General features: G+C 70.2%; 25 protein-coding genes and 2 pseudogenes. 10 read left to right on the forward strand and 17 right to left on the reverse strand.

Features of this window, described 5'->3' with window-relative positions; translation table 11 throughout:
• The coding region (locus tag P1P75_RS23770; protein WP_319258597.1) for a PP2C family protein-serine/threonine phosphatase at positions 1-294 on the forward strand (294 nt) is incomplete at its 5' end.
• 278 nt (positions 295-572) lie between these two features.
• Here the strand turns inward: P1P75_RS23770 and P1P75_RS23775 are convergent.
• The 7 genes from P1P75_RS23775 to P1P75_RS23805 form a co-directional block, all read right to left on the reverse strand.
• Positions 573-1,913, reverse strand: a complete 1,341-nt coding sequence (locus P1P75_RS23775; protein WP_319258599.1) for a hypothetical protein — start codon at positions 1,911-1,913, stop codon at positions 573-575.
• Positions 1,914-2,091: 178 nt separating this feature from the next.
• Entirely contained in the window at positions 2,092-3,516 is a 1,425-nt protein-coding gene (locus P1P75_RS23780) for an MFS transporter (RefSeq protein WP_319258601.1), read from the reverse strand.
• Positions 3,509-5,422 carry a glycoside hydrolase family 15 protein gene (locus P1P75_RS23785; RefSeq protein WP_319258603.1) on the reverse strand — a complete coding sequence of 638 codons (1,914 nt, stop codon included), beginning with the start codon at positions 5,420-5,422 and terminating at the stop codon, positions 3,509-3,511. The genes P1P75_RS23780 and P1P75_RS23785 overlap by 8 nt, the downstream gene beginning before the upstream one ends.
• Before the next feature lie 252 nt (positions 5,423-5,674).
• A complete protein-coding gene (locus tag P1P75_RS23790) occupies positions 5,675-6,889 on the reverse strand; it encodes an MFS transporter (RefSeq protein WP_319258605.1) in 1,215 nt (404 codons plus the stop codon).
• Positions 6,890-7,323: 434 nt separating this feature from the next.
• Positions 7,324-8,049 (reverse strand): VOC family protein, encoded by a 726-nt coding sequence (locus P1P75_RS23795; RefSeq protein WP_319258607.1) that lies wholly within the window; start codon positions 8,047-8,049, stop codon positions 7,324-7,326.
• A gap of 183 nt (positions 8,050-8,232) precedes the next feature.
• The gene (locus P1P75_RS23800) at positions 8,233-8,850 is read right to left on the reverse strand and encodes a TOPRIM nucleotidyl transferase/hydrolase domain-containing protein (protein WP_319258609.1); all 618 of its coding nucleotides are present in this window, start codon (positions 8,848-8,850) and stop codon (positions 8,233-8,235) included.
• A 223-nt stretch (positions 8,851-9,073) separates the two neighbouring features.
• Complete coding sequence (locus tag P1P75_RS23805; RefSeq protein WP_319258610.1) at positions 9,074-9,343, reverse strand: nuclear transport factor 2 family protein; 270 nt, start codon at positions 9,341-9,343, stop codon at positions 9,074-9,076.
• A gap of 242 nt (positions 9,344-9,585) precedes the next feature.
• Here P1P75_RS23805 and P1P75_RS23810 point away from each other — a divergent pair, with 242 nt between their 5' ends.
• Together P1P75_RS23810 and P1P75_RS23815 are read left to right on the forward strand one after the other, a co-directional pair.
• Positions 9,586-9,993, forward strand: a complete 408-nt coding sequence (locus P1P75_RS23810) for a YciI family protein (protein WP_319258612.1) — start codon at positions 9,586-9,588, stop codon at positions 9,991-9,993.
• Positions 9,994-10,000: 7 nt separating this feature from the next.
• Positions 10,001-11,146: a DUF6596 domain-containing protein gene (locus tag P1P75_RS23815; RefSeq protein ID WP_319258614.1), complete on the forward strand. Its 1,146-nt coding sequence runs from the start codon at positions 10,001-10,003 to the stop codon at positions 11,144-11,146.
• A gap of 96 nt (positions 11,147-11,242) precedes the next feature.
• On the opposite strand, the gene P1P75_RS23820 is transcribed toward P1P75_RS23815, so the two are convergent.
• Positions 11,243-12,067 carry a TetR/AcrR family transcriptional regulator gene (locus P1P75_RS23820; RefSeq protein WP_319258616.1) on the reverse strand — a complete coding sequence of 275 codons (825 nt, stop codon included), beginning with the start codon at positions 12,065-12,067 and terminating at the stop codon, positions 11,243-11,245.
• 147 nt (positions 12,068-12,214) lie between these two features.
• Between P1P75_RS23820 and P1P75_RS23825 the strand changes: the two genes are divergently transcribed.
• A complete protein-coding gene (locus P1P75_RS23825; protein ID WP_319258618.1) occupies positions 12,215-12,955 on the forward strand; it encodes an SDR family oxidoreductase in 741 nt (246 codons plus the stop codon).
• 139 nt (positions 12,956-13,094) lie between these two features.
• On the opposite strand, the gene P1P75_RS23830 is transcribed toward P1P75_RS23825, so the two are convergent.
• The 3 genes from P1P75_RS23830 to P1P75_RS23840 all read right to left on the reverse strand — a co-directional run bounded on the left by P1P75_RS23830 (position 13,095) and on the right by P1P75_RS23840 (position 14,704).
• Complete coding sequence (locus P1P75_RS23830) at positions 13,095-13,277, reverse strand: hypothetical protein (protein WP_319258620.1); 183 nt, start codon at positions 13,275-13,277, stop codon at positions 13,095-13,097.
• A gap of 16 nt (positions 13,278-13,293) precedes the next feature.
• A complete protein-coding gene (locus P1P75_RS23835; RefSeq protein ID WP_319258621.1) occupies positions 13,294-14,166 on the reverse strand; it encodes an amidohydrolase family protein in 873 nt (290 codons plus the stop codon).
• A gap of 145 nt (positions 14,167-14,311) precedes the next feature.
• Positions 14,312-14,704: a DUF2267 domain-containing protein gene (locus P1P75_RS23840; RefSeq protein WP_319258622.1), complete on the reverse strand. Its 393-nt coding sequence runs from the start codon at positions 14,702-14,704 to the stop codon at positions 14,312-14,314.
• Between the two features lie 133 nt (positions 14,705-14,837).
• On the opposite strand from P1P75_RS23840, the pseudogene P1P75_RS23845 reads away from it, so the two are divergent.
• The 3 genes and pseudogenes from P1P75_RS23845 to P1P75_RS23855 all read left to right on the forward strand — a co-directional run.
• A pseudogene (locus P1P75_RS23845) lies at positions 14,838-15,356 on the forward strand (DNA polymerase/3'-5' exonuclease PolX); the annotation flags it as partial.
• A gap of 157 nt (positions 15,357-15,513) precedes the next feature.
• Positions 15,514-15,939: a CBS domain-containing protein gene (locus P1P75_RS23850; RefSeq protein WP_319258623.1), complete on the forward strand. Its 426-nt coding sequence runs from the start codon at positions 15,514-15,516 to the stop codon at positions 15,937-15,939.
• Between the two features lie 224 nt (positions 15,940-16,163).
• Positions 16,164-16,580, forward strand: a complete 417-nt coding sequence (locus P1P75_RS23855; RefSeq protein ID WP_319258625.1) for an SseB family protein — start codon at positions 16,164-16,166, stop codon at positions 16,578-16,580.
• Between the two features lie 33 nt (positions 16,581-16,613).
• Here the strand turns inward: P1P75_RS23855 and P1P75_RS23860 are convergent.
• Both P1P75_RS23860 and P1P75_RS23865 read right to left on the reverse strand, forming a co-directional pair.
• Positions 16,614-16,718: pseudogene (locus tag P1P75_RS23860) on the reverse strand (LLM class flavin-dependent oxidoreductase); the annotation flags it as partial.
• 1 nt (position 16,719) lies between these two features.
• Positions 16,720-17,739: an aldo/keto reductase gene (locus P1P75_RS23865; RefSeq protein ID WP_319258627.1), complete on the reverse strand. Its 1,020-nt coding sequence runs from the start codon at positions 17,737-17,739 to the stop codon at positions 16,720-16,722.
• A 157-nt stretch (positions 17,740-17,896) separates the two neighbouring features.
• Between P1P75_RS23865 and P1P75_RS23870 the strand changes: the two genes are divergently transcribed.
• Positions 17,897-18,490 carry a TetR/AcrR family transcriptional regulator gene (locus P1P75_RS23870; RefSeq protein WP_319258629.1) on the forward strand — a complete coding sequence of 198 codons (594 nt, stop codon included), beginning with the start codon at positions 17,897-17,899 and terminating at the stop codon, positions 18,488-18,490.
• Positions 18,491-18,823: 333 nt separating this feature from the next.
• Here the strand turns inward: P1P75_RS23870 and lepB are convergent, their stop codons facing one another.
• From lepB to P1P75_RS23890, 4 genes are all read right to left on the reverse strand, one after another.
• Positions 18,824-19,588: a signal peptidase I gene (gene lepB / locus P1P75_RS23875; RefSeq protein ID WP_319258631.1), complete on the reverse strand. Its 765-nt coding sequence runs from the start codon at positions 19,586-19,588 to the stop codon at positions 18,824-18,826.
• A gap of 407 nt (positions 19,589-19,995) precedes the next feature.
• On the reverse strand, positions 19,996-21,042 hold the full coding sequence (locus P1P75_RS23880) for an SPFH domain-containing protein (protein WP_319258633.1): 1,047 nt from the start codon (positions 21,040-21,042) through the stop codon (positions 19,996-19,998).
• A 3-nt stretch (positions 21,043-21,045) separates the two neighbouring features.
• Entirely contained in the window at positions 21,046-21,477 is a 432-nt protein-coding gene (locus tag P1P75_RS23885) for an NfeD family protein (RefSeq protein ID WP_319258635.1), read from the reverse strand.
• A 460-nt stretch (positions 21,478-21,937) separates the two neighbouring features.
• Positions 21,938-22,414, reverse strand: a complete 477-nt coding sequence (locus tag P1P75_RS23890; protein WP_319258637.1) for an SRPBCC family protein — start codon at positions 22,412-22,414, stop codon at positions 21,938-21,940.
• Positions 22,415-22,599: 185 nt separating this feature from the next.
• On the opposite strand from P1P75_RS23890, the gene P1P75_RS23895 reads away from it, so the two are divergent.
• Both P1P75_RS23895 and P1P75_RS23900 read left to right on the forward strand, forming a co-directional pair.
• On the forward strand, positions 22,600-23,415 hold the full coding sequence (locus P1P75_RS23895; protein ID WP_319258640.1) for an alpha/beta hydrolase: 816 nt from the start codon (positions 22,600-22,602) through the stop codon (positions 23,413-23,415).
• Between the two features lie 63 nt (positions 23,416-23,478).
• The gene (locus P1P75_RS23900) at positions 23,479-23,967 is read left to right on the forward strand and encodes a GNAT family N-acetyltransferase (protein WP_319258641.1); all 489 of its coding nucleotides are present in this window, start codon (positions 23,479-23,481) and stop codon (positions 23,965-23,967) included.
• Positions 23,968-24,009 lie beyond the last annotated feature (42 nt).

Here is a 24,009-nt window from a genome sequence, read left to right on the forward strand (position 1 = left end):
CCGCAACCCCCACTCGCCCTGGGATTTCACAGCGACACCCCGCCCACCCAGCACCGCATCCGCCTCCAGCCCGGCGACCGCATCCTGCTCTACACCGACGGCGTCACCGAAGCCCGCGCACGCAACGGCGATCTCTTCGGTGAAGAGCGCCTCGCCGAGACCGTCATCACCTCGATGGCAGCAGGCCACAACGCCGCAGAAGCCCTGCGCAGCCTCGTCGACCACCTCATGCACTACCAAGAGGGGCAGCGCCGCGACGACGCCACCGTCATGCTGACCGAATGGCACCCTTGACCCCCTTGACCTCCTCCCCCGCGTGAACGTGCAGGTGCCCTACGGCTCGCGCCATGGCGTTTCCCCCTCACGTCCCGGTCATGGACATCCGCTCCGAACCACTCGGCCCGGTGGGCAGGAAGAAGCCGATGCGGCGGGCTCTGCTGTGTCGCGGGACCGGACGGCGCCGTGGAGCACATGCGGATGGTGCCGTCGGCCGTCCTTGTTCCGTACTCAACGTCCGGGCTGCTCAGGAGCTTGCCTGTCCCCGGCCGTGTGGGGCCGGCCGCGGCGCGTGGTCACACCTCAGGAGCGGTGGTGGCCTTGGATTTGACGGCCGGCGCGGATCCGGTGTCCAGGAATTCACGGAGCGCGAAGCCCACCAGCACGATGACCGTGGTCCACACCACGACCATCGTGGTCGGGTAGTTCCACGTGAACAGGACGATCGCGGCGACCACCAGGATCGCGGCCCCGATCCAGCGCTTGAAGCGGTGGACGAACCGTCCGACCGCCCCCAGGCGAAGCCCTTCTGAGACCGCCATGTCCCGCAGGGCGCCGATGCTCCTGCGGCAGCCGTTGCGGATGAGGACGGCGATCCTTGACGGACCGCTGAGGAAGGCACCGACGGCGGTGAGGAGGGCGACGGCACCGAGCGCCCGTACACCGGCGCGCAGGAACTTGATCAGCGCGTCGTACACCGCTCCGGCGGCGGCCGGGGACGCGCCGGAAGGCAGATGGTCGAGGTAGACGTCACGGAAGACGGTGAGGGTGATCCCGAGGACCAGCATGGCCGTGAACACCGCCAACCCGGTCCCGATGAGCGCGTGCCTGCGGTTGAACGCGGTGTACACCCCCGCCGCGGCCACCAGCAGAGCGATGACAGGCAGCCAACTGCCCATGATCTCCAGGACCCGCATATAGGTCTTGATCTTGCCGATGTCCTTCGACTGGACCACCACGAAGTTCGTGTGGACGTCCGGAATCCTCGCGGCCACTCCGAGGCCGGCGCTGACCAACCGCTCCTTGACCTGCGCCACGATCGGTGCCACGTCGATGGCCACCTGGTCGTTCTCCAGCGAGACCGGCCCGTCGGCTTCGCCCGTCAGCGCCTTGTCGACGGCCGAGTGCACCTTGCGGTTGCTCTCCACCCAGACCGTCTCGAAGGCGCTGCTGCTGACCACCCGCTCCACGGTGCCGGCGACCAGTTGCTCCAGACCACTGGTGATCGGTGCGTCCAGGTTGCCGACCAGCTGGGCAGCCTTCGGCGGCACGCCCTTCTCCGACACGGCGTCCTGCAGCTGTTCGACCAACGCGTCCACGTCGATCTGCGCCAGCACCACGTTGGTGACCCTGTCGGTGACCGCCTTGCGTACATCCGGATCGGACGCCAGGGGCGCCACCGTGGCGACGTAGCGGTCTGTGTCCCGCACGATGCTGTTCGCCCAGACCGCGATGACGGACAGCACCGACAGCAGGGCCGCGAGGAGGATCAGCAGTACGGAGCCCGCTGACCGGAAGGGGTGGTGCCGTGCGGCCCGCGGGCGCGCGCCGCCTTCCAGAGCACCCACGCGGTGCCGCAGGTCATCCAGTTCGCTGCGCTCCCGGTTCGAGAGCGGCTCATCACCTGTGTGGGCCATGGGCACCAGAAGATGCGTGCGGTGCCGAACGCGCGACCGGTGTGCGCCCAACGAGTGAACGGACCGGACCCGGCCGCGAGTGGCGCGACCTGAGCCCACCGAACTGCGTGATCACCACCGTCGTCACCCGGCAGCCGACCGTCCTGGCTGAGTTGCGATGGCACGGGTCGAAACGGCGCTACTCGGTGGTTCTCGGGGTGTTGATCCCAGAGGCACGCGTCTTTGCGGGCCGCGACTCCCGGGGCAGTAGCGCTGCCGCGGCCAGGCCGCCGAGGCCGATGACGGCCAGGGTGATCATCGCGGCGGCGTAGGCGCCCTTGGTGAGACCGGCGACGAGGATGGTGCCGGCGATGGCCGTTCCGAAGGATGAGCCGAGATTCGACACGCTGCGGGACAGCCCTGAGATCTCCCCCTGCTGCTCCTCGGGGAAGCTCGACTGCACGACGTTGACGGACGGGGTCAGCATGACGCCCAGGCCGAGGCCGATGAGCAGGAGGCCGGGGACGAAGGCCCAGGCGGTGGCGAAGCTCCCGACAAGGATGATCAGGACGACCACGCCGGCGGTGGAGAAGGCGAAGCCGGCCATGATGAGCGTGCGCTGGGGATGCCGACGAGCCAGGCGCTCGGCGGACAGGGACGTGGCCAGCAGGCCCAGGGTGGCCGCTGTGAAGACGACGCCGGTCTGGACGGCGTCGTAGCCGCGTACGACCTGCAGGTAGGCCGCCACCGTGAACGATGTGCCCATGAGCAGCAGCCATTGGGCGTTCTGGGTGACGAGTCCGAGGTTGGACGTGCGGTTGTCGAACAGGCGCAGGGACAGCAGCGGCTCCCGGCCCGATGCCTCCTTGGCGCGGACGGAGCGGAAGAACCACCAGAGCACGAGTGCGCCGACGGCCAGCAGGACGATCATGAGCCAGATGTCGTTGTCCGCGGCCAGGATGCCCATGACGACGAGGACCAGGCCGACGGCGGACAGGACAGCTCCGGTGGTGTCGAAGGAGCGGGTCGGATCCGGGGGCAGTGGGTCCTCGATGCGCCGGCTGAGTATGACGATCACGCCGATCACCAGGGCCTGGAAGACGAAGGCCGCGCGCCAGCTGATGGCGGTGGTGATGAGTCCGCCGATCAGTGGCCCCGCGGCGGCTCCGATGCCGCCCAGTGCCATGACGACCCCGAACGCGCGGGCGCGGGAGGTGACGTCCGGGTAGAGGAGGGTGGTGAGGATGTAGACGGGTGGGATGAGCAGCGCGGTGCCGATGCCTTCGAGGATCGAGTTGCCGAGGATCAGAACACCGAGTCCCGGGGCTGCCGCGCTCAGCAGGGCTCCGACGGCGTAGACGACGAGGCCGGTCAGGAAGCAGCGCTTGCGGCCGTAGCGGTCGGTCAGTTTGCCGCCGGGGATCATCAGCGCGGCCATCACGAGCAGGAAGACCGTGATCGCCACCTGGACGCCCTGGACGGTCGTGTCCAGGTCTTCGCTGATGTCGTTGATCATCACGTTCATGTTGGACCCGGCGAAGCTGCAGATGAACTGGGCGAGGGCGAGGGCGGCGAGCACCCGTCCGTGCCCCGCAGGCCGCGCGGACCTCGCCGTCTCAGCCACGGGCGTCGCCTCCGCCCCTCTTCTCGTCGGGCACGGTGAGACCGTGGGTCGCCGGATGCCCGTGGTCGCGCAGGCGGGGGCCGGTCTCTGCCTTCTCCAGCTCCTCGTCGAGTGCCATCGCCGCGGTGACCAGGGCGAGATGGGTGAACGCCTGGGGGAAGTTCCCGAGTTGCTCGCCCGAGGGGCCGATCTCCTCGGCGAAGAGGCCTACGTGGTTGGCGTAGGTGAGCATCTTGTCGAAGGCGTGGCGGGCCTGGTTGAGCCTGCCGCTGCGGGCGAGCGCCTCGACGTAGAAGAAGCTGCACAGATTGAAGGTGCCTTCGGAGCCGCGGAGGCCGTCGGGGGAGGCTTTCGGGTCGTAGCGGTAGACGAGGCTGTCGCTGACCAGCTCCTCGTCCATGGCGTCCAGGGTGCTGAGCCAGTCCGGATCGTGCGGTGAGACGAATCCGACCCTCGGCATGAGCAGGAGCGAGGCGTCCAGGACGTCGGTGTCGTAGTGCTGCACGAATGCCTGCCGCTTGTCGTGCCAGCCGCGTTCGATGATCTGGCGGAAGACGGCGTCCCGTGCGTCGGTCCAGCGAGCCACGTCGGCGGGACGGGAGAAATCGGTGGCCGCGCGGACTCCGCGGTCGAACGCCACCCAGGTCATCAGGCGGCTGTAGGTGAAGTTCTGACGACCGCCCCGCGTCTCCCAGATGCCTTCGTCGGGCTGATCCCAGTGGTCGGCGAGCCAGTCCAGGACGCCGCTCAGCGCCTTCCACCCACGGATCGCGCCGATGTCGCCGCCGACGATCAAGGCGTCCGACGCCTCGCCGTAGATGTCGAGTTGGAGTTGGTCGGCCGCCGCGTTGCCCGCCCGTACGGGACGGGACCCCAGGTAGCCCTCCAGGTGGTCGAGGCTCTCTTCGGTCAGGTGGGGGTTGCCGTCGATGCGGTACATGATCTGAAGCGGGTCCGCCGAGACGGAGTCGCCGGTCTCGATGCGTTCGCGCAGCCAGTGGCGGAAGGCGTGCGCTTCCTCCTGAAAGCCCAGGTCGATCAGGGCTCTGACGGACAGCGAGGCGTCACGAACCCATGTGTAGCGGTAGTCCCAGTTGCGCTCGCCTCCGATCTGCTCGGGCAGTCCCATGGTGGCCGCCGCGATGGGCGCGCCGGTGGGGGCGTAGGTGAGCAGCTTGAGCGTGATCGCCGAGCGGTTGACGATGTCCTGCCAGCGACCGCGGTAGGTGCAGGAACGCAGCCACGACAGCCAGAACGTCCGGCACGTCTCGAGTGCCTCGGCGACCCCGTCCAGGGAGGGGGGAGGCGGGACCGGATCGCCGCTCGCCGTACTGGTCAGCACTACGGCGGCTGCCTGACCTGCGGACAGGGTGAAGCGGGCGGTGATGTCGTTGCCGTCGGAGAGGAGCGCGACACCTGCGGTGGACTGAAGATGCAGGTCCGTCCCCGGGCCACGGAAGAGCACGCAGTGTTCATCGGTCCGCGACAGCGTGTGCGAGGCACGGCCGTAGTCGAAGCGCGGCTGGCAGGTGAGGGCGAAGGGCAGACTGCCGCGGACGACCCGCGCCACTCTTACCAGACAGTGTGTGTCCGTCGCGGCCGAGGAGTCGATGGGCACCATGAAGTCGGCCACCTCGCCGACTCCGCCGGGCGCCATGAAGCGGGTGACCAGGACGGCCGTGTCGGACAGGTACAGCTGCCGCACGGTCATGCCGTCGCCGTCCGGGAACTCCGCAGCGAGACGACAGTGCCCTCCGCGTTCGCTGTCCAGGAGCGCGGCGAAGATGCTGGGCGAGTCGAAACGGGGCGTGCACCACCAGTCGACCGTTCCGGCGGACGACACCAGAGCGGCGGTCTGGAGATCGCCGACCATGCCGTGTTCCGCGATGGGCGGATACCGGTTCATGAGATCTCCCTGCTCGGTCCGACGCTTCGGCAGTTGGGCAGACACACGACAACCACCTGTCCGCGCCAAGCGTTCACCCGCACCCACGACCGCGGCCTCACCCACCACGGGTGAAACCGTCTGACGCAGCTGCGCCGAGGCGACGTCCCCCGCACCCACGGAGGTCGAGCAGATCCGTCTTCCGCCGCTCCTCGGTACGCGACGCACGCACGGCACGGGAAAGACGCAGGACCTTGACGAAGGCCGTGGGTCTCAGGGTCGTACCTCGGCATCCGGGGCGCGTGCCGGCAGGGCGGAGCGGGCGCCGACGGCGGGGGCCAGGGCGATGGCCACGGCGGTGAAGGCGAGGACGACGATCATGGCGGGGCGCAGGCCGTAGTGGTCGCCCAGGAAGCCCAGGCCGGGAGGTCCGACGAGGAAGGCGACGTAGCCGATCATGGCGACGAGGCTGACGCGGGCCGCCGCGTCGGGGCCGGAGTCACCGGCCGCCGAGAGAGCGACGGGGAAGCCCAGCGAGGCTCCGACGCCCCAGAACAGCACCGCGACGCCCGCCAGCACCGCGGAGTCGGCGAAGACGACCACGGCGATGCCGAGGGTCGCGGAGATGGCGCTGGCCCGGACGACGGGCGTGCGGCCGAGGCGGTCGATGAGGAACCCGCCGCCGAAGCGGCCGATGGTCATGGCGGCGGCGAAGCCCGTGTAGACGGCCGAACCCAGGGCGGGGTCCACGTCGTGCCCGTCGACCATGAGCAGGGGCAGCCAGTCGTTCGCGGCCCCCTCGGCCAGCGCCATGGCCAGGATGACGCCGCCGATCAGCAGCAGTCGTCGGTCCTTCCACACCCTCCCCCGGGCCGGCGCGGTAGCGCCCTCGGGCTGCCGGTCCTCGCCCGGGGACTCTGCCACCGCACGGGGGATGGCGCGGAAGGCATGGGCGAACATGGCGGCCGTGACGGCGACGACGGCGGCCAGATGCCACTGCACCGGGACGGCGACCGCGGTGCACAGGATGCCGAACGCGGCTCCCACGACGGTGCCCAGGCTGAAGAAGCCGTGGAGCGTGGGCAGGACCGTTCGCCCGGTGATCTGTTCGACCTCGGCCCCGTCGATGTTGACCGCGACCTCTCCCCCGCCCATTCCGGCACCGAAGAGGAACAGTCCGGCCGTCACGACGGGCGCGGAGGCGAGCATCGCCCCGGCGCCGACGACCCCCATGCTGAGGATGATCAGCAGCGTCCCCGCACCCATCACGGGCCGGTTGCCGAACCTGGCCACCAGCGCCCCGGAACTGAGGATGCCGATCATGGAGCCCACGGACAGCCCGAACAGGATGATCCCCATCTGCGCGGTGGATGCGCCGAGTTGGTCTCTGATGTCGGGCGTCCGCGTCACCCAGGAGGCGATCGACAGACCGGGTACCAGAAAGAGGAGGAACAGTGCCGCTCGACGGCGGCGGGTGGCCAGGTCCATTGATGAGATGTTCTTTTCCCGCGAGTGCGGCAGGGCGAGCTTGCCCGGCGCTGAGTACGTACGAACGTACACGCCGGTGATGGGCCGGGGAAGAAGATCACCGAGCGCGAGGGTGCGCCGGCGGAGCTGCGGATCGATCGGGAGACGGCGCCCACGGCCGCCTCCTGGCCGTCGGCCCAAGCGGTGCTGCAGGAGTGGTACCGCAATTCCCACTCCGGGCTCAGGATCGCGTCGAGCATCGCGAGCGAACGGCACAGGTCCCGCAGATCGGCGATGCCGGGAAGCCGGCGAGCCACGTCGTGGACAGTCACGCGGGTCCCATCCACCGGCACGGGCATGGGCTCCGCCTCTGCCGGTGCCGCCTTCGCGCGGGGCGCCGTCGGGCGTCGCCGGAGGTCAGCTCCACCGCTGCCCGAGCCGGAGTTCGGGTCGCGTCAGAGCCCGGGAGGCAGCACGCAGAACTCATGGCCGTCGGGGCCGGCCATCACCACCCAACCGACCTCTCCCTGGCCGATGTCGATCCGTTTCGCCCCGAGGGAGACGAGACGGTCGACCTCCGCCTGCTGATCGCCGTCCGCAGGCGGGGCGATGTCGAAGTGCAGCCGGTTCTTGCCGGTCTTCGTCATGAGTGGCGGACCGCCCCACGTGATCTTGGGACCACCGTGCGGCGAGCGGATCGCGGTCTCCTGGTCCTGGTCCCAGACCAGCGGCCAGTCCAGCGCCCGGCTCCAGAAGTAGCCTTCCTCCTGCGACCCGTCGCAGGCCAGCGCGCCGATGAATCCGCAGTCCGCGAGGAAGTTGTTGCCCGGCGCGACGACGCAGAACTCGTTGCCCTCCGGGTCGGCGAGCACCACGTGCCCCTCCTCCGGGAGTTGACCGATGTCGATGTGCCGGGCGCCGAGTTCGAGGGCCTTGGCCACGATCTGCCGCTGGTCCTCGGGGGACTGGCTCGTCAGATCGAAGTGGGTCTGGTTCGGGCCCGTCTTCTGCTCCCGCGTCGGCAGAAACCGCATCCGGAAACCGGTGTCGTCGTTCGGCAGGAGCGCTATTCCGCCGTGGGGGTCGTGGATCGTCTCCCAGTCGAGGAAGCCGGCCCAGAAACGCGCGAGGCGGGACGGGTCGTTCGCGTCGAAGGTGAGCGCGTGGAGGTATGAGGTCATGTTCGGGCGTCTCCGGTCTGCCGGCTCCCGTCGTCTCACCGCCCGTTCGCAAGGAAAGGGCAGGACAGGGAAGTTCACCGGCGAGAGGGCTTGTTCGTTCAGGTGGTGGGAGGACGCTGCCGACCCTGCCCAGGAGTCGGCGACGGGTCAACTCATTAACGGCTCGCCGCGTCAGAGGCTGGTTCAGAGGCTGGTGAGGAGGTCGTCCAGCGGGGCCGGCACCTGCTCGGGGGCGAGGGCCTCGACCAGAAGATGGCCGTAGCGGATCTTGCGGCCCTTCTTCGTGCCCAGGAAGCGACGCAACTGCTGCTGCCAGGGCCGACCGTGCTGTGCGGGCTGGTTCAGGAAGGTCTGCCAGGCACGGATGTCGCCCTCGTCCCTGATCACCTCCTCCACCTTGGCCGGGCCCAGCGCTCGGATGAGTTCCTCCTCCAGGTCGCTCACGCACACGAAGAAGTCCCGGCGCGGCGCCCCTGCCCGCTCCAGGCCGCGGTCGTAGAAGGGCTGCTCGCGCTCGTCGCAGAGTCCGGCCAGGCGCAGGGCGAGTCCGGGCGGGCCGAGGAGGCCTGCGTAGCGGCCGACGCTCATCGCTCCGCCCATCGGCACGACGCACACTCCCTCGGCGGCCAGGTCCCGGCCACGCCGTGCGGCCAGCGTCTCGACGGCGGCGAGGTCGCTCGGACCCTCCAGCAGCACCGCGGTGCGCACCCCGAGTCGCACGGCCAGCTCACGCGCCGCCTCGCCGGGACCGCCGGCCGCCCAGTCGGTCACCTCGTCCCGGAACGCCCGCATGTCCGCCATGCTGCGAGTCTGCACCAAGACAGATGTGCGGGCACGGAATTTACCGACGCCCTGCGTCGACGCCTCCGCGTCCTCGACGGCGAGGAATGCCGGTGCTCCCTGGGATCGGGCGGTGACTCCACCGGCCTGGCGGCCTACGGCACCTGATCACATGCGCCGCACATACGCGGCCCGCCACTGCGGCGACGGGCCCGACCTGAGCTCCGTCCAGTACGCCCGGCCGTCAACGGTCAACGATCTTTCCTGCTCGGACAGTCCAGAACGACACCACGCGACGGACCGCCATCGTTTCGTGAGGAACCTCCACCTCGGAGACGACGACGTCGCCGGTCGGCAGGAGCCGCAGAACCTTGATCGCCCAGCCTTGCGGATACTCCGACTCGACGCTCGGGGTGTTTCCGCCGCCCTCGATCCGCTCGCCGCTGACCGGCCACTCCACCACCACGTCCTCGGCGAGCAACTCACCGAGTCCCTTCCAGTCCCGGGCCCGCATGCGGTCCCAGAATTCCTCAGTGCTTCGGCGACCGCGCCTGCCTCGCCCGCCTCGTCCGCCGCCACCACCACCACCACCACCACCACCAGCGCCACCATCTACCCTCCGACCGGCAACGGTGAGCAGCGGCGCGGAGACATCCAGAAAGAACTTTGCGCGGTGATGTCGAAATCCCGTGGCCGGCTCCGTCCCCGTAGTGAAAGCGACCACAATGGGTCGCACGAACATCGAGGAGAACCACGATGGCCAAGTACCTGCTGCTCAAGCACTACCGCGGCGCCCCGGCCGCGGTGAACGACGTCCCCATGGACCAGTGGACGCCGGAGGAGATCACGGCCCACATGCAGTACATGCACGACTTCGCGGCACGGCTGGAGGGTACCGGCGAGTTCGTCGACGGTCAGGCGCTCGCCCCCGAGGGGACGTTCGTCCGGTACGACGGCGAGGGCCGCCCGCCGGTCACCGACGGCCCGTTCGCCGAGACCAAGGACCTCATCGCCGGCTGGATGGTCATCGACGTCGACAGCTACGAGCGCGCCGTCGAACTGGCCGGGGAGCTGTCGGCCGCCCCCGGCGCGGGTGGCAAGCCGATCCACGAATGGCTGGAGCTGCGCCCGTTCCTGGCCGCGCCGCCCACCATCACGGAGTGACCCCGAGGTGAACGAAGTACTCCTGCGGAGTCTCACCCCGGGCGTCCTCGGGATCCTCGTCCGCCGCGGAGCCGACTTCGCGGCGGCCGAGGACGCCGTACAGGACGCGCTGGTCGAGGCGGTCCGGGCCTGGCCGGCCGATCCGCCACGGGATCCGAAGGGCTGGCTGGTCACGGTCGCCTGGCGCCGGTTCCTCGACGCGACCCGCGCGGACGCCGCCCGGCGCCGGCGGGAGGACCGCGTCGAGGAGGAGCCGGCCCCCGGGCCGGCTCCCGCGGCGGACGACACGCTCCAGCTGTACTTCCTGTGCGCCCACCCCTCGCTGACCCCGTCCTCCGCGGTCGCGCTCACGCTGCGCGCCGTGGGCGGTCTCACCACGCGCCAGATCGCCGAGGCCTACCTGGTGCCCGAGGCGACGATGGCGCAGCGGATCAGCCGGGCCAAGCGCACCGTCTCCGGCGTGCGGTTCGACCAGCCGGGCGACGTCGCCACCGTGCTGCGCGTCCTCTACCTCGTCTTCAACGAGGGCTACTCCGGCGACGTCGACCTCGCCGCCGAGGCCATCCGGCTCACCCGGCAGCTCGCGGCCTCGATCGACCACCCCGAGACGGCGGGGCTGCTCGCCCTCATGCTGCTCCACCACGCCCGGCGCACCGCCCGGACCGCACCGGACGGCAGCCTCGTGCCGCTCGCCGAGCAGGACCGCGGCCGGTGGGACACCCGGGCGATCGCCGAGGGCGTGGAGATCCTCCAGGCGGCCCTCGCCCGCGAGCGGCTGGGTGAGTTCCAGGCCCAGGCCGCCATCGCGGCACTGCACGCCGACGCACCCACCGCCGAGGAGACCGACTGGGTGCAGATCGTCGAGTGGTACGACGAGTTGGCGCGCCTGACCGACAGCCCGGTCGTGCGCCTCAACCGTGCGGTGGCCGTCGGCGAGGCCGACGGACCACGCGCCGGCCTGGCGGCGCTCGCGGCGCTGGACGCCTCGCTGCCCCGGTACACCGCGGTGGCGGCGTATCTCCACGAGTGCGACGGCGACCTGGCGACCGCGGCACGGCTGTACGCGGAGGCTGCCCGAAAGGCCCCCAACCTCGCCGAACGCGACCACCTGACACGCCAGGCCGCCCGGCTCAACACCCGCGGGCCGCGCTGAGGAGGTCCGCGGACGCGGCGACGCCCCCGGCTCGCGGGTGACCAGGCACTGCGGATGACGCCGCCACTCACCGCCTGCCGGGCTGCTGCTGCTGCCCTACTTCCGCCGCGTGTACCCCGCGCCGGGCTCGGCCGTCCCGGCCTCGGATCCGGCGCTCTCGGCCGTGGCGGTGTCGGATACGGCACCGTCCTCGGCCGCGATGCGGTCCAGCCACTCGCCCAGCAACGTGCGTTCCCCGGAGGTCAGGGACCGCACTCCGTCGCGCATCAGTGACTTGAGGGCAACGGCGTGCACGGCCGCGGAGTGGGCGCCGGTGCCCGGCCGGGCGACGACGTCATCGTCGGCGGGGGCCAGCACGGAGTCCAGGACGGCTTCCCGCACGGTCTCGGAGAGACCTTCGTGGTGGGAGAGCCGGCCGTCGGCCTGCGCCGCGATGAGGGTGAGCGTCACCCCCATTCCCGCCGAGTGGATCATCGTCGCGGCCGGCTCGACGCCCGTCCGCAGCCGGCCGGCCCTGGCCACCCGTTCGACGATGTCCAGCAGCACCTGCTGGGCTTCGCCCGTGACGGCGAACTGCCGGCCGGGCCCCGGCTCGGTGTACAGCAGCCGGTAGAGCGCGGGATTGGCCAGTCCGAAGGCCACGTGCATGTCCCAGCCGTTCCTCAGCCGCGCCACGGGGTCGCCGTTGTCCTCCTGGGCCTGCTTGGCGGCCAGATAGGAGGCGTATCCCTGCCGGGCGACCTCGTCGAGCAGCCCCTGCATGTCGCCGAAGTGCCGGTAGATGGTCTGCGCCTGCACGCCTGCGGCGGCGCTGACGGCGCGCGTGGACACCGCGTCCCGTCCGCCCTCGGCCAGCAGGGCCGTCGCGGACCGCAGGATCCGCTCGCGGGGCTGGGTTGTCATCGTGTCGCCCGTCGCCATGCATCGATGCTAACACTTTCACCACCTCATCGATGTGTTAGCGTTGATGTGTCAGAACAGTTAGCGGCGATGCGGCAGAGTGTCGCCCAACCGGGCATCCGAGCCACCGGCCGCTCCCCGGCCATACCTCGCGAAGGACGGATCACCATGACCGGCACCTCCCCCACCCGCGTCGCCCTGGTCACCGGCGGCTCCGGCGGCATCGGCCGCGCCGTCGCCGAGCGCCTCGCCAAGGACGGCATCGCCGTCGGCGTCCATTACGCGGGCAACAAGTCCCGCGCCGACGACACCGTCACCGCGATCACCGCGGCGGGCGGCCGGGCGACCGCGGTCGGCGGCGACATCGCCGACGAGAACGCCATGGCGGAGGCCTTCGGCGCCGTGGAGCGGGAGTACGGCGGCATCGACGTCGTCGTCAACACGGCGGGCGTCATGCTGCTCTCACCGGTCGCCACCCTGGACCTGGACGACCTGGACAGGATGCACCGCACCAACATCCGCGGCACCTTCGTGGTCTCCCAGCAGGCGGCACGGCGGATCCGCGCCGGCGGCTCCGTCATCAACTTCTCGACCTCGGTCACCCGCCTGCGGCTCCCCGCCTACGGCGCCTACGCGGCGAGCAAGGCCGCCGTCGAGGCCATGACCCTCGTCCTGGCCCGCGAACTGCGCGGCAAGGACATCACCGTCAACGCCGTGGCCCCCGGTCCCACCGCCACGCCCCTCTTCCTGGACGGCAAGGACCAGGCCACGATCGACAACCTGGCCCAGGCTGCACCGCTGGAGCGCCTGGGCACGCCCGAGGACATCGCCGAGACCGTCGCCTTCCTCGCGGGCCCCGCCCGCTGGATCAACGGACAGGTCCTGTACGCCAACGGGGGCCTGGCCTGACGGCCTGACGCGGCCCCTCGCTCTGCCAGGTACGACGATCGACGTCTCCACGCCCCAGCGGGCCGGCTCGGCGGCGTAGCAGCCTCCCGATGCGCGACGCCGGGCACGCCGGGACGGAGGAAACGGGTCACCTGCCAGGTCACGGGCTGGGCGGGAACGCCCGCAGCTCCGAGTCCGTCGCCGTCTCGGCGAGCCGGACGATCACCTGGTGCCCGCCGGCCAGGGCCGCCCTCGCCGTCGCGCACCGGTCGTCCCGGTCGAGAAGGGCCCGGTAGCCGTCCCGGTACGCCCGCCAGCGATGAACGGGGGCGATGGAACCCACGTCACCGCCCTCCCCCCTACAGCCCGAAGAGCCGCGCACCGTTCTCGTAACACACCCCGCGCAACCACTCGTCACCCAGCCCGAGCCGTTCCAGGGCGTCGAGCTGATGGACGTAGGGATACGGGATGTTGGGGAAGTCGGACCCGAGGAGGATGCGATCCCCGAGGTCGGCGAGCCGGCCCAACTCCCTCGCCGGGAAGGGGCTGAGCCGCTCGCTGAAGTCCGTGAACGCCATGGTCGTGTCGAGGCGCACCTCGGGGTAGCGCTCGGCCAGGTCCAGGAAGTCGGTGTACTCCGGCATCCCCATGTGCGCCACGACCAGAGGCAGGCGCGGATGCCGGGCGAGCAGCCGCCCCACCGGCTCCGGTCCGGTGTGTTTGCCCGGAGCCGGACCCGAACCGCAGTGCATGACGACGGGCACGCCCGCCTCGGCCAGCATGCCCCACACCGGATCGAGCAGCTCGTGCGTCGGGTCGTACGCCCCCACCTGCACATGGGACTTGAACACCCGCGCCCCCGCCTCGACCGCCGCGCGCACGTACTCCGCGACTCCTTCCTCGGGGAAGAGCGTGGCCGTGTGCAGGCAGTCGGGTGTGCGGGCCGCGAAGCCGGCGGCCCACCCGTTCAGCCAGGCCGCCATGCCGGCCTTGTGCGGATAGAGCATGGCGGTGAACGCGCGCACCCCGAACCGCCGCAGCAGCGCGACCCGTTCGTCCTCCTCGTGCCGATAGGTGATGCCCCACTCGATGCCGGTCATCGGGCCGACGGCGTCGAAGTACTCCCAGACCTTGCGCAGCACCCGTTCCGGCATGAAGTGCGTGTGTACGTCGATGAGTCCGGGCACCCCGATACGCCGCCGGAACCTCTCGACAGCCTCCACCTCACCCACAGGCCCGGTTCCTCCCGACGTCACACCACACGAGGCCACTGCTCGGGCAAGGGCCCGTACCTCAGGAAACCCAAGGTAACCGCTGTGCCTCGGCCGAGGGCGTCCGGGTCGGTGCAATGGCCGTGGGCGACGGAAGGAGCGACGGTCAGTCCGCCAGGTCGGCCTTGCCGAACAGGACGGCGTAGCTGGAGGGGAGCTGACTGATGACCTGGTTCAGTTCGCCGCCGGAGACCGCGTCGGCCACGGTGCACAGCACGGCGCTCGCGTCCCACTGGGCGGTACGGGGCCGGGCTCCGGTGCGCTCGGCCACCCGGCGGTAGAACTCCTCGATGCCGAAGTTCTCCGCCCGCTCGCGCTCCACAGCGGCCAGTTTCTGCCCGAGCGGCGCCGGCAGCTGTGAGGCGAGATCCTTCACCTCGCCGGGGCTGATCCGTTCCGACAGAACATCCAGTACCTGCTCCGCGATGTGCTGGGCTTCGTCCTGGCCGGTGTACTCGCCGCGCTCCCGCACACGGGCGAGGAATTCGTCGCGTTTCATGGTCACCTCGCTTTCTCCGAACCGTGCCCGGCACGTGCTCTGCTGTCGGGCCCCGAGCCCGGGTACCCACGCGGTCTCCACGGTCACGGTCAACGGGCACGGTCACGGTTCACAGGCGCGGCGACGGGCACGGCACGGCGGGGAACTGAACATCGCCCCGGACGGCGGCGTGGACTGGTCCGGCGACTTCCTGGCCGGCTTCGACCTGTGCGTGGCCTCGGTGCACTCGCACTTCGACCAGGGCCGCGAGGCGCTGACCCGCCGCCTCGTCCGGGCCGGCGAGAACCCGTACGTCAATGTCATCGGCCACCCCACCACGCGCGTCCTCGGCAAGCGGCCGGGCATAGACGCCGACCTCGACCAGGTCTTCGCCGCCTGTGCCCGCACCGGTACGGCCCTCGAGGTCAACGCCCACCCGGACCGGCTCGACCTGCGCGACGAGGACATCCTGCGGGCCAGGCGGCACGGCGTGAAGTTCGCGATCGACAGCGACGCCCACTCCCTCCTCCACCTGGCCCACATGCGGTACGGCGTGGGTACGGCGCAGCGCGGCTGGCTCACCAAGGAGGACGTGATCAACACCTGGCCGTACAGGCGGCTGCGACGCTTCCTGGACAAGGGCGGCCGGCGTCGGCGGAACTCCGCGGCATGACGAGACGGCTCGGACCGTACGCCGGCCCGGACCAACCCGTACCAGCCCGGACCGGAACCGGCCCAACGGCGGTGCGGAGCCCCGCGCCGGTTTGCCGCCGACGGTGTGGGTTACGCGGGCGGTGCCATGCGCCGCCGACGCAGAACCGGAGGTTCCCATGACCAGGCAGATACGCGACGTGATGTCACCCGGCACGGCCGCCGTCGAACCCATGACCACCGTGGCGCGTGCCGCCCGTCTGATGCGCGAGCAGGACATCGGCGATGTCCTGGTGACGTACGACTGTGATCTGTTCGGCGTGCTCACCGACCGGGACATCGTGATCCGGGCCGTCGCCGAGGGTCTCGACCCGGCCGAGACGACGGTCGGCGCGGTGTGCACCCGCCCGCCGGTGGTGACCCTGGCGCCGGACGACAGCACGGATCGCGCGATCGAGCTGATGCGGCGGCACGCCGTGCGCCGCCTCCCGGTCGTCGAGCACGGCGGCTGCCCGGTCGGGATCGTCAGCCTCGGCGACCTCGCCGTCACCGAGGACCCGCACGCGGCCATGGTCGGCGTCAGCGAGGCGGCCCCGAACCGTTGACCCGAACCGCCGTTGACCCGAACCGTCGCCCCGCCCCCGACGGTGCCCGTCAGTGCCCTTCGGTGCCCGCCCGCCCTCGGCACCTGCCGATTCCTGTTGCGTAGGGGGACGCCGCATGGGCGAATCCAGCCACGGGTACCGGGAGGGTGAGGGCACGCGCCGCCCGGCGCATCCGGCACCCGGCGATCCGGGCGGTCCGGCTGGGGCCACGATGGGGTGAAGCGATGCGCGACGACAGCATCCCCGACGAACTGCTCGTGGCGGCCGCCCAGGAAGCCCTGCGCGACCTCAACCGCACGCCCGACAACCGGGCCGTGCTGGACACGCTCGTCGCCTGCGACATCCTGGTTCCGGAGCCCGTCGAGTTCGTCGCCCGCCATTCTCCGAAGGACGGCCGGCTGACCCTCCCGGTGATCGACGATCCGCCGCAGCCCCATACGGTTCCCGTCTTCACGTCGGTGCCACGCATGCTCCAGACGCTGCCGGACGTACGCCTCGGCCATCAGGTGCAGCTCGGCCTGCTGGCGGCCAACTGGCCCACCGACGAGGAACTGGCGCTCGCCATCGACCTCGGCCACCCCGACGCCGTGATCTTCGCCGGGCCGGATGTGCACAACCTCCTCGTACCGCCCTGGCGGTGACCCGGCCCGGTCCGGCCGAAGGTGCTGACCGCCTGCGCTGATCAGCTCGTCCGTGACCCACCGGGCGACGTCGGCGGGATACGGCGCCGGCAGCCCGAGGACGATGTGCCGGAAACCGGCGTCGGTCGCCTCGCCGATGTCAGCGGCGCCGCAGAGCCGGGTCGAGCAACGCGGGCGGGGTGTCGAACTTCTCGTGAGCGGCCAGGTCGGTGCCGGGGGCGACGACGGCGTCGATCGCGTCGAGAACGTCGGCGGAGAGCGCGGTGTCCGCGGCGGCGAGTTGCGAGTGCAGGTGGTCGAGTGTGCGGGGACCGATGAGGGCGCTGGTCACCGCGGGATGCGCGGTCACGAAGCCGAGCGCGAGCTGGATCATGGTCAGTCCGGCGTCATCGGCGACCTGTGCCAGTTGCTCGACGGCATCGAGCCTGGCCCGGTTGGCCGGGACGGTGATGTCGAAGCGTTGCGGCATGAACGTCGAGCGGCTGGTGGCGATCTCCCGGCCCGCACGGACCGCGCCCGACAGCCAGCCCGAGGCCAGCGGGCTCCACACCAGTACGCCGAGCCCGTACTGCTCGGTCACGGGAAGCACATGGCTCTCGATCCCGCGCTGAAGTATGGAGTAGCTGGGCTGTTCGGTGACGTAACGGCCCAGGCGGTGCTCGCGCGCGGCCCACTGCGCCTGCACGATGCGGTGGGCGGGAAACGTCGAGGAACCGAAGTAGCGGATCTTTCCCTCACGCTGGAGGTCGGTCAACGCCGACAGGGTCTCCTCGTCACTGGTGGTCGGATCCCAGCGGTGCATCTGGTAGAGATCGACGTGGTCGACTCCGAGACGGCGCAGGCTGTCGTCCAGCGCGGTGACCAGCCAGCGGCGCGAACTCCCACGGTGGTTGCGCTCGTCGCCCATCGGCATGGTGGCCTTCGTCGCCAGCACGATGTCGTCGCGGCGGCCGGCGATGGCCTTGCCGACCATCTCCTCGGACTCGCCGTCGCTGTACATGTCGGCGGTGTCGATGAGGTTGATCCCGGCGTCGAGGGCGGCGTCGACGATGGCGGTTGCCTCGGCCTGGGTGGTGCGCCCGATCGCGCCGAAGTTCATCGCGCCGAGCGCGAGGGAGCTGACCTGTACACCGGTGCGGCCCAGGGTGCGGTACTGCATGACCGTGTCTCCTCCAGGAAGGGTGAAGCGTGGTGGCGATGCATGGCTTGGTCGCAGGTCCCGGCTCTGACATCATGAGCAAACGGAACCTCGTTCCGGAAAAGACGATACGGAACAGCGTTCCGCTTTGCAAGGTCGGTACGGAAGGAGCCGCGCGGTGAGCGACAGCGACGAGCGCGCAGGAACAGGACAAGCGGCGCATTCCAAGCGAAAAGACGCGCGGCGCAACAAGGAGAGCCTTCTCGACGCGGCCGCGGCCGTCTTCGTCACGTCAGGCGTGGAGGCGCCGGTCCGCGACATCGCGGCTCGGGCCGGCGTCGGACTGGGCACGATCTACCGTCATTTCCCGACGCGGGCGGACCTCATCATCGCCGTCTACCGGCACCAGGTCGAGGCCTGCGCCGAAGCCGGACCCGCCCTGCTGGCGGCAGGCCCGACCCCGCATGCCGCCCTGGGGCAGTGGGTCAACCTCTTCGTCGACTTCCTGGTCACCAAGCACGGACTCGCCGCCGTGCTCCAGTCCGACGATGCCGGCTTCGACACGCTGCACGCCTATTTCCTCGACCGTCTCGTCCCCGTGTGCGCAGAACTCCTCGAAGCCGCGGCCTCCGCCGGCGAGATCCGCTCCGACCTGGAGGCCTACGAGCTGATGCGAGGCGTCGGAAACCTCTGCATCGGCGCGGAAACCGATTCCCGCTACGACGCACGCCGACTGGTCGACGTCCTCATCGCGGGACTCAGGCCTGTCTGACAATTCCGCCCGCCGCGCGACGCCGATGCCCGCTCCGCCACTGCCTCAAAGGCGTGGAGGTGCCCCACTCCCCGCACCGGCGCCGACCCGGGTACGTCCGGCACGAGGGTCCACGCCCGGCACCGCCCCGGACTTCGGCCGGCGGACCCCCAGAGCACGCACCTGGCGCCGCGCGGCCGCCGCGACGGGCGCACGATTCTGAGCGGCAAGCCCTCCAGGGCCTGTGGCGAAAGTGGATCTTGGTCGTGGATGATCACGCCCTGTGGGGTGTCGTGATCTGGTGAATGGACAGTGGGCCCGGCTTGAGCGACTGCGCCACTTTCGCCACAGGCCCTAACGGTCCAGCCCGTGCCCGTCAAAGGTGTCGGGAACGGGCAGCGTGTCCCAGCGGGTGATCGGCCAGGCCTTCACGATGGCGCGTCCGACTACCTCATCGACCGGAACCATGCCGTGGTGCCTGTCGCTCTGGTGGTATCGCGAGTCACTCGACGCCTGACGGTGGTCACCCATGACCCAGATGTAGCCCCGCGGGACCTCGACCTCGAACCGGCCGCCGTCCTCGTCGTCGGTGCACGGCGTGTTGCCGGCGTAGACGTACGGCTCGCTCAGTGGCTGGCCGTTGACCTTCAGCGGGCCGGTCCCGGTGCACTCGACCGTGTCTCCGCCGACCCCTATCACGCGCTTGATCAGATCCTTCTCGTCCACGGAGGGCATGAGGCCGATCCAGCCGAGGAAGGTCTGTGCGGCGTTCGGCTCGCGTGTCGACACGTCTTTGAGCCACCCGTCCGGGTCGTGGAAGACGACGACCTCGCCGCGCTCCGGCTCGGAGCCGAACCACGGGGTGAGCTTGTCGACCAGGACGCGGTCGCCCTTCTGGAGGGTGTTCTGCATCGATTCCGAAGGGATCGAGAACGCCTGCAGCAGGAAGGTCTTGATCAGCAGCGCCAGCACGAGCGCGATACCGACGAGGATGGGCAGCTCCGCCCAGAAGGAACGTCTTCTCTTCGCCTCCGGGGCCGCGGCGGCCGCGGCCACACGGTGCCCGCCGTCCTCCTCGCCGTCCCGTCCGGAACCTGCGCCCACCGCGGCATCCCCCACGCCAACTCCTTACTCCGGGCGGCCCTCTGCCCCCGTACACAGCGCGGGCCCATCACTGCCCTGACGAGCGAGTTGCGCAGGTCTCGGGAGCCGAGCATCGCCTTGGGATCTTCGGGGGCAAGCCTATGCGACACCGCCAAAGCCGCTTTCCCCTGTGCGGCAGGCACCCGCAGGACGGTCGGTCAGGCCGTGCTGAGCACCATGCGGAAGCGGGCGGAGCCGGCGAGCATTCTGACAGGCCGCGCCGGCCTCCCTCAGCGGCACGGTCTCCACCACCGGACGGATCCCGTGCAGGACGCTGGGCCGTCCGGCCTCCTGACGCCGTCCGGCGCGAGAGCACGTTTCTCCCACCACCACACGGTCGGCCCGGCAACACGTACGGCCGGGCCCCCGCGTCGAAAGGCCGGTCACCCGCTTCCGGGGCTCCGGTCGTCGGGGAGTGCCCTTGGGGTGACGGCGTCGGCCTTGGCCGCGTCGGCCAGGGCCTCGGCAGCCGCTTCCGCGGCCTGCGCGGCGTCGCTGGCGGCCTGGGCCGCCCCGTCGTCGGAGACCTTCGCGCGCGTGGCCGGCGACTGGGGCAGCACCTCGCTGAACGCCCGTGACACGTCAGAGAGTGCCGAGGTGATCTCGCTGGGGATCACCCAGAAGTTGTTGCCCGACCCCTGCGCGAGCTGGGGCAGCGCCTGGAGGTACTGGTAGGCGAGCAGCTTGGGGTCGGGATCGTTGCGGTGCACGGCCTGGAACACCTCGTCGATGGCCCGGGACTGCCCTTCGGCCTGGAGGATCGCGGCCGTACGGTTGCCCTCCGCGCGCAGGACGGCGGCCTGCTTGTCGCCTTCGGCGGTGAGGATCTGCGACTGGCGTTGCCCCTCGGCCCCGAGGATCGCGGCCCGCTTGTCCCGCTCGGCCCGCATCTGCTTCTGCATCGCGTCCTTGATGGACTGGGGCGGGTCGATGGCCTTGATCTCCACCCGGTTGACCCTGAGCCCCCATTTCCCGGTGGCCTCGTCGAGCACACCGCGGAGCTGGCTGTTGATGGTGTCGCGTGAGGTGAGGGTCTTTTCCAGGTCCATCGAACCCACCACGTTGCGCAAAGTGGTGACGGTGAGCTGTTCGACCGCCTGGAGGAAGTTGGCGATCTCGTAGAAGGCCGCCCGCGGATCGGTGACCTGGAAATACAGCACGGTGTCGATCTCGACCACCAGATTGTCCTCGGTGATCACCGGCTGCGGTTTGAAGGAGACGACCTGTTCCCGGAGGTCGATCACCGGATACACACGGTCGATGAAAGGGATCACAAGACTCAGGCCGGGTTTCAGCGTCCGGTGGTAGCGGCCGAGCCGTTCGACATTGCGGGCTCGCGCCTGAGGCACGATGCGTACCGCCCGCACCACGGTGAAGACCGCGATCAGCGCGACGATCAGGCCGGCGATGAGGAACGCCGAAGCTTCCATGGTTCACTCCCGGGGGTAGACGAGTGCGGTGGTCCCGCTGATCTCCATCACATCCACGGCCGTTCCAGGGGGAATGACCAACGTCTCGTCATAGGCTCGCGCCGTCCACTCCTCGCCCTCGATCCGGACTCTGCCACCGAATCCGGTCACTTCCGAAACGACATAGGCGGACTTGCCGATCAACGCGTCTATACCGAATCGCTCTGTTTGAGGCTGCAACACGTGCCGCAACGCAATAGGGCGCACAAATATCACGCTGAGAGTGGCGACGACGGTGAACACCAGGAATTGGAGGGGCACCGGCAGTCCCAGGGCTGCGGTCCCGGCCGTGACCAGTGCGGCCCCGCCGAGCATGCCCAGCGCGGCGGTGAGCGTGAAGATCTCCGCAACGGCGAGGATGCCCGCAACGATCAACCAGACCAGCCATGGATCCATAGGTGCCCCCTCCCGAGGACGCGAGCACGCGAAGAAATCACACCGTCCGCGGTCAACGGTACGGCGCATCGGCCACCCGGCGAAGGCACGCGAGGCCGCCGACCGGCCCTCCGCCGCACTGTCACCGGGCGACCGCTTCGCGGTCTCTTATGGGGAGACCTTTACCCATCCTCGTACCGGAAAATCGACCTGCCCGCCGCAGAACGTTCCCCGGCCGACCGCCCGGCCGCCTGCCGTGGCCGTCCCCGGTCCAGCCACCGACTCACGCAACGCGCCACCCGCTCTCGCCCAGGTTCCCTGCCGAACGTCGAGGAGTGGCTCACCGGCGCATCCGCCCAGCCCTGCGGACCACGTCGCTCCCCAGGGCCCTTGCCCTGTGCGGGCCTCGGCCGCAGCGTCAGGTGGGGCGGGAGTTTCCCCCGTCCCACCTGGCGCTGCGGCCGAGGGGCAGAGCCGCCGGTCAGAAGGACTGGCCGGCGTCGCCCGGCCTGATGCGTCCGCGCCACGCCCCGGACTCGCTGCCGCGCTCCTCGATGTACTGCTTGAAGCGCTTCATGTCTCCCTTGACGCGCCGGTCGATCGTGCCGAGCGCGTCCGCCGCCTTGTCCGCGACCCCGCTGGGCTCGACGTCCATGACCAGCTCCACCCGCGTGTGCGTGTCGTCCAGGCGCTCGAAGTGGACCGTGCCCTTCTGCTTGGTGTCTCCGCTGATGGTGCGCCACGTGATGCGTTCGTCCGCGAGCTGGTCGACGATCTCGGTGTCGAACTCACGCCGGGTTCCACCGATCTTGGTCGTCCAGTGGTTGTGGCGGTCGTCCACCTGCCGGACCTCTTCGACTCCCTCCATGAACTGCGGGAACTCCTCGAACTGCGTCCACTGGTTGTAGGCGGTGTGGACCGGAACGGCGACCTCCACCGTTTCCTTGACCGTACTCATCTGTGCGCTCCGTTCTCGCTCGCGATGCCGGGGCCCCGTCGGGCCCGTGGCGACGAGTACCCGGGGTGGCGAGGTATACGACCCACCGGCGCCCCGGCTCCGGGATCACTTCCTCGTGTTGCGGTCCGTCCGGCGGGCCGAGGAGACTGACGGGTATCGACGGCAGTCGAGGGAGGCCTGGATCAATGGGCGCGACGGGCACATACGTGCAGCTCCCCGCAGTGCGGACCTGGTACGAGTCGGAAGGCGTCGGCGATCCGTTGCTCCTCCTGCACGGCGGTCTGTGCACGAACGACACCTGGGGTGCGCAGCGAGCCGCGTTCGCGGAGCGCTTCCGGCTGTTTCTTCCCGAGCGTCGCGGGCACGGCCACACTCCCGACGTCGACGGACCCCTCTCCTACCGGGCCATGGCCGACGACACCATCGCCTTCATCGAGTCGGTCGTCGGCGGTCCGGCCCACCTCGTCGGGTGGAGCGACGGCGGGATCGTGGCGCTTCTCGTCGCCGTCGCCCGCCCGGATCTGACCCGGAAACTGGTGGTCATGGGAGCCAACTTCCTTCCAGGGCCGCAGAGTTCGGCCGCGCCGGAGATGCTCGACCACATGCGGCCCGATGCGCCGGACATGGCCATGTTCCGTGACCTGTACGAAGCCGCGTCACCCGACGGAGCCGGGCACTGGCCGATCGTGGCGGAGAAGGTCGCCGACATGATCCGCACCCAGCCGACCATCTCCACGGACGACCTGGGCCGCATCACCGCGCCCACACTCGTGGTGGTGGGGGACGACGATCTGGTGACGCTCGAGCACACGATCGCCCTGTATCGCGCCGTCCCGGACGCCGAACTGGCCGTCGTCCCGGGGACGTCGCACGCGCTGCCGATGGAGAAGCCCGATCAGGTCAATCGCCTCGTCCTGGACCATCTCGCGCACGATCCCGTCCCGACGTTCTTCCCCGTCCGGCGTGCCCGGCCGACGGCTCCGGGCGGCGCCCGGTCGTGACGTGAGCGGCCGGGAGAGCGCACGCCCGTGCAAGGCTGCCCCCTGGTGCGTAATACTCTCCATATGAAGTCGAGCATTACGCCGAGGAGCGGGCCGATCACCGTGCGGCGGGCCGTCGCGCGGGACGCCAGACGGCTCACGCGGCTCGTGCGTGGCTCGCGCGCCTATGAAGGGCGGTACGCGGACATGGTCGCCGACCACCGGGTCCGGCCCGACTACATCGAAGCCCACCGCGTGTTCGTGGCCGTCACGGACGACGAGCGAGAAAGCCGCGTAGTCGGTTTCTACTCGTTGCTCCTCGCCTCGGAGGAACTCGACCTGCTGTTCGTCGCCGACGAGGCACAGGGACGTGGGATCGGGCGCCTGCTCATCGCGCACATGGGGTCCGAGGCCCGCGCCGCGGGGCTCGACCGGGTCCGGGTGGTTTCCCATCCCCCCGCCGAGGGCTTCTACCGCGGCGTGGGTGCGGTACGCACCGGGACCGCCCCCGCGAACCCACCGGCCGTGGGGTGGGAGCGCCCCGAGTTCGAGTTCCTCATTCCGCCCGCCTGACAACTTGTCCTACCGGCCGGCCCCGCCCCTGACTCCCCCGCC

The sequence above is a fragment of the Streptomyces sp. ID05-39B genome (assembly GCF_033794725.1).
GTDB lineage: Bacteria > Actinomycetota > Actinomycetes > Streptomycetales > Streptomycetaceae > Streptomyces > Streptomyces bobili.

Excerpts from the sequence above, each read along its gene's own strand:
- P1P75_RS23775 (WP_319258599.1), bottom strand. The coding sequence starts at position 1,913 with ATGGCCCACACAGGTGATGAGCCGCTCTCGAACCGGGAGCGCAGCGAA.
- P1P75_RS23785 (WP_319258603.1), bottom strand. The coding sequence starts at position 5,422 with ATGAACCGGTATCCGCCCATCGCGGAACACGGCATGGTCGGCGATCTC.
- P1P75_RS23790 (WP_319258605.1), bottom strand. The coding sequence starts at position 6,889 with ATGGACCTGGCCACCCGCCGCCGTCGAGCGGCACTGTTCCTCCTCTTT.
- P1P75_RS23795 (WP_319258607.1), bottom strand. The coding sequence starts at position 8,049 with ATGACCTCATACCTCCACGCGCTCACCTTCGACGCGAACGACCCGTCC.
- P1P75_RS23800 (WP_319258609.1), bottom strand. The coding sequence starts at position 8,850 with ATGGCGGACATGCGGGCGTTCCGGGACGAGGTGACCGACTGGGCGGCC.
- P1P75_RS23805 (WP_319258610.1), bottom strand. The coding sequence starts at position 9,343 with ATGCGGGCCCGGGACTGGAAGGGACTCGGTGAGTTGCTCGCCGAGGAC.
- P1P75_RS23810 (WP_319258612.1), top strand. The coding sequence starts at position 9,586 with ATGGCCAAGTACCTGCTGCTCAAGCACTACCGCGGCGCCCCGGCCGCG.
- P1P75_RS23820 (WP_319258616.1), bottom strand. The coding sequence starts at position 12,067 with ATGGCGACGGGCGACACGATGACAACCCAGCCCCGCGAGCGGATCCTG.
- P1P75_RS23825 (WP_319258618.1), top strand. The coding sequence starts at position 12,215 with ATGACCGGCACCTCCCCCACCCGCGTCGCCCTGGTCACCGGCGGCTCC.
- P1P75_RS23840 (WP_319258622.1), bottom strand. The coding sequence starts at position 14,704 with ATGAAACGCGACGAATTCCTCGCCCGTGTGCGGGAGCGCGGCGAGTAC.
- P1P75_RS23850 (WP_319258623.1), top strand. The coding sequence starts at position 15,514 with ATGACCAGGCAGATACGCGACGTGATGTCACCCGGCACGGCCGCCGTC.
- P1P75_RS23855 (WP_319258625.1), top strand. The coding sequence starts at position 16,164 with ATGCGCGACGACAGCATCCCCGACGAACTGCTCGTGGCGGCCGCCCAG.
- P1P75_RS23865 (WP_319258627.1), bottom strand. The coding sequence starts at position 17,739 with ATGCAGTACCGCACCCTGGGCCGCACCGGTGTACAGGTCAGCTCCCTC.
- P1P75_RS23880 (WP_319258633.1), bottom strand. The coding sequence starts at position 21,042 with ATGGAAGCTTCGGCGTTCCTCATCGCCGGCCTGATCGTCGCGCTGATC.
- P1P75_RS23885 (WP_319258635.1), bottom strand. The coding sequence starts at position 21,477 with ATGGATCCATGGCTGGTCTGGTTGATCGTTGCGGGCATCCTCGCCGTT.
- P1P75_RS23890 (WP_319258637.1), bottom strand. The coding sequence starts at position 22,414 with ATGAGTACGGTCAAGGAAACGGTGGAGGTCGCCGTTCCGGTCCACACC.
- P1P75_RS23895 (WP_319258640.1), top strand. The coding sequence starts at position 22,600 with ATGGGCGCGACGGGCACATACGTGCAGCTCCCCGCAGTGCGGACCTGG.
- P1P75_RS23900 (WP_319258641.1), top strand. The coding sequence starts at position 23,479 with ATGAAGTCGAGCATTACGCCGAGGAGCGGGCCGATCACCGTGCGGCGG.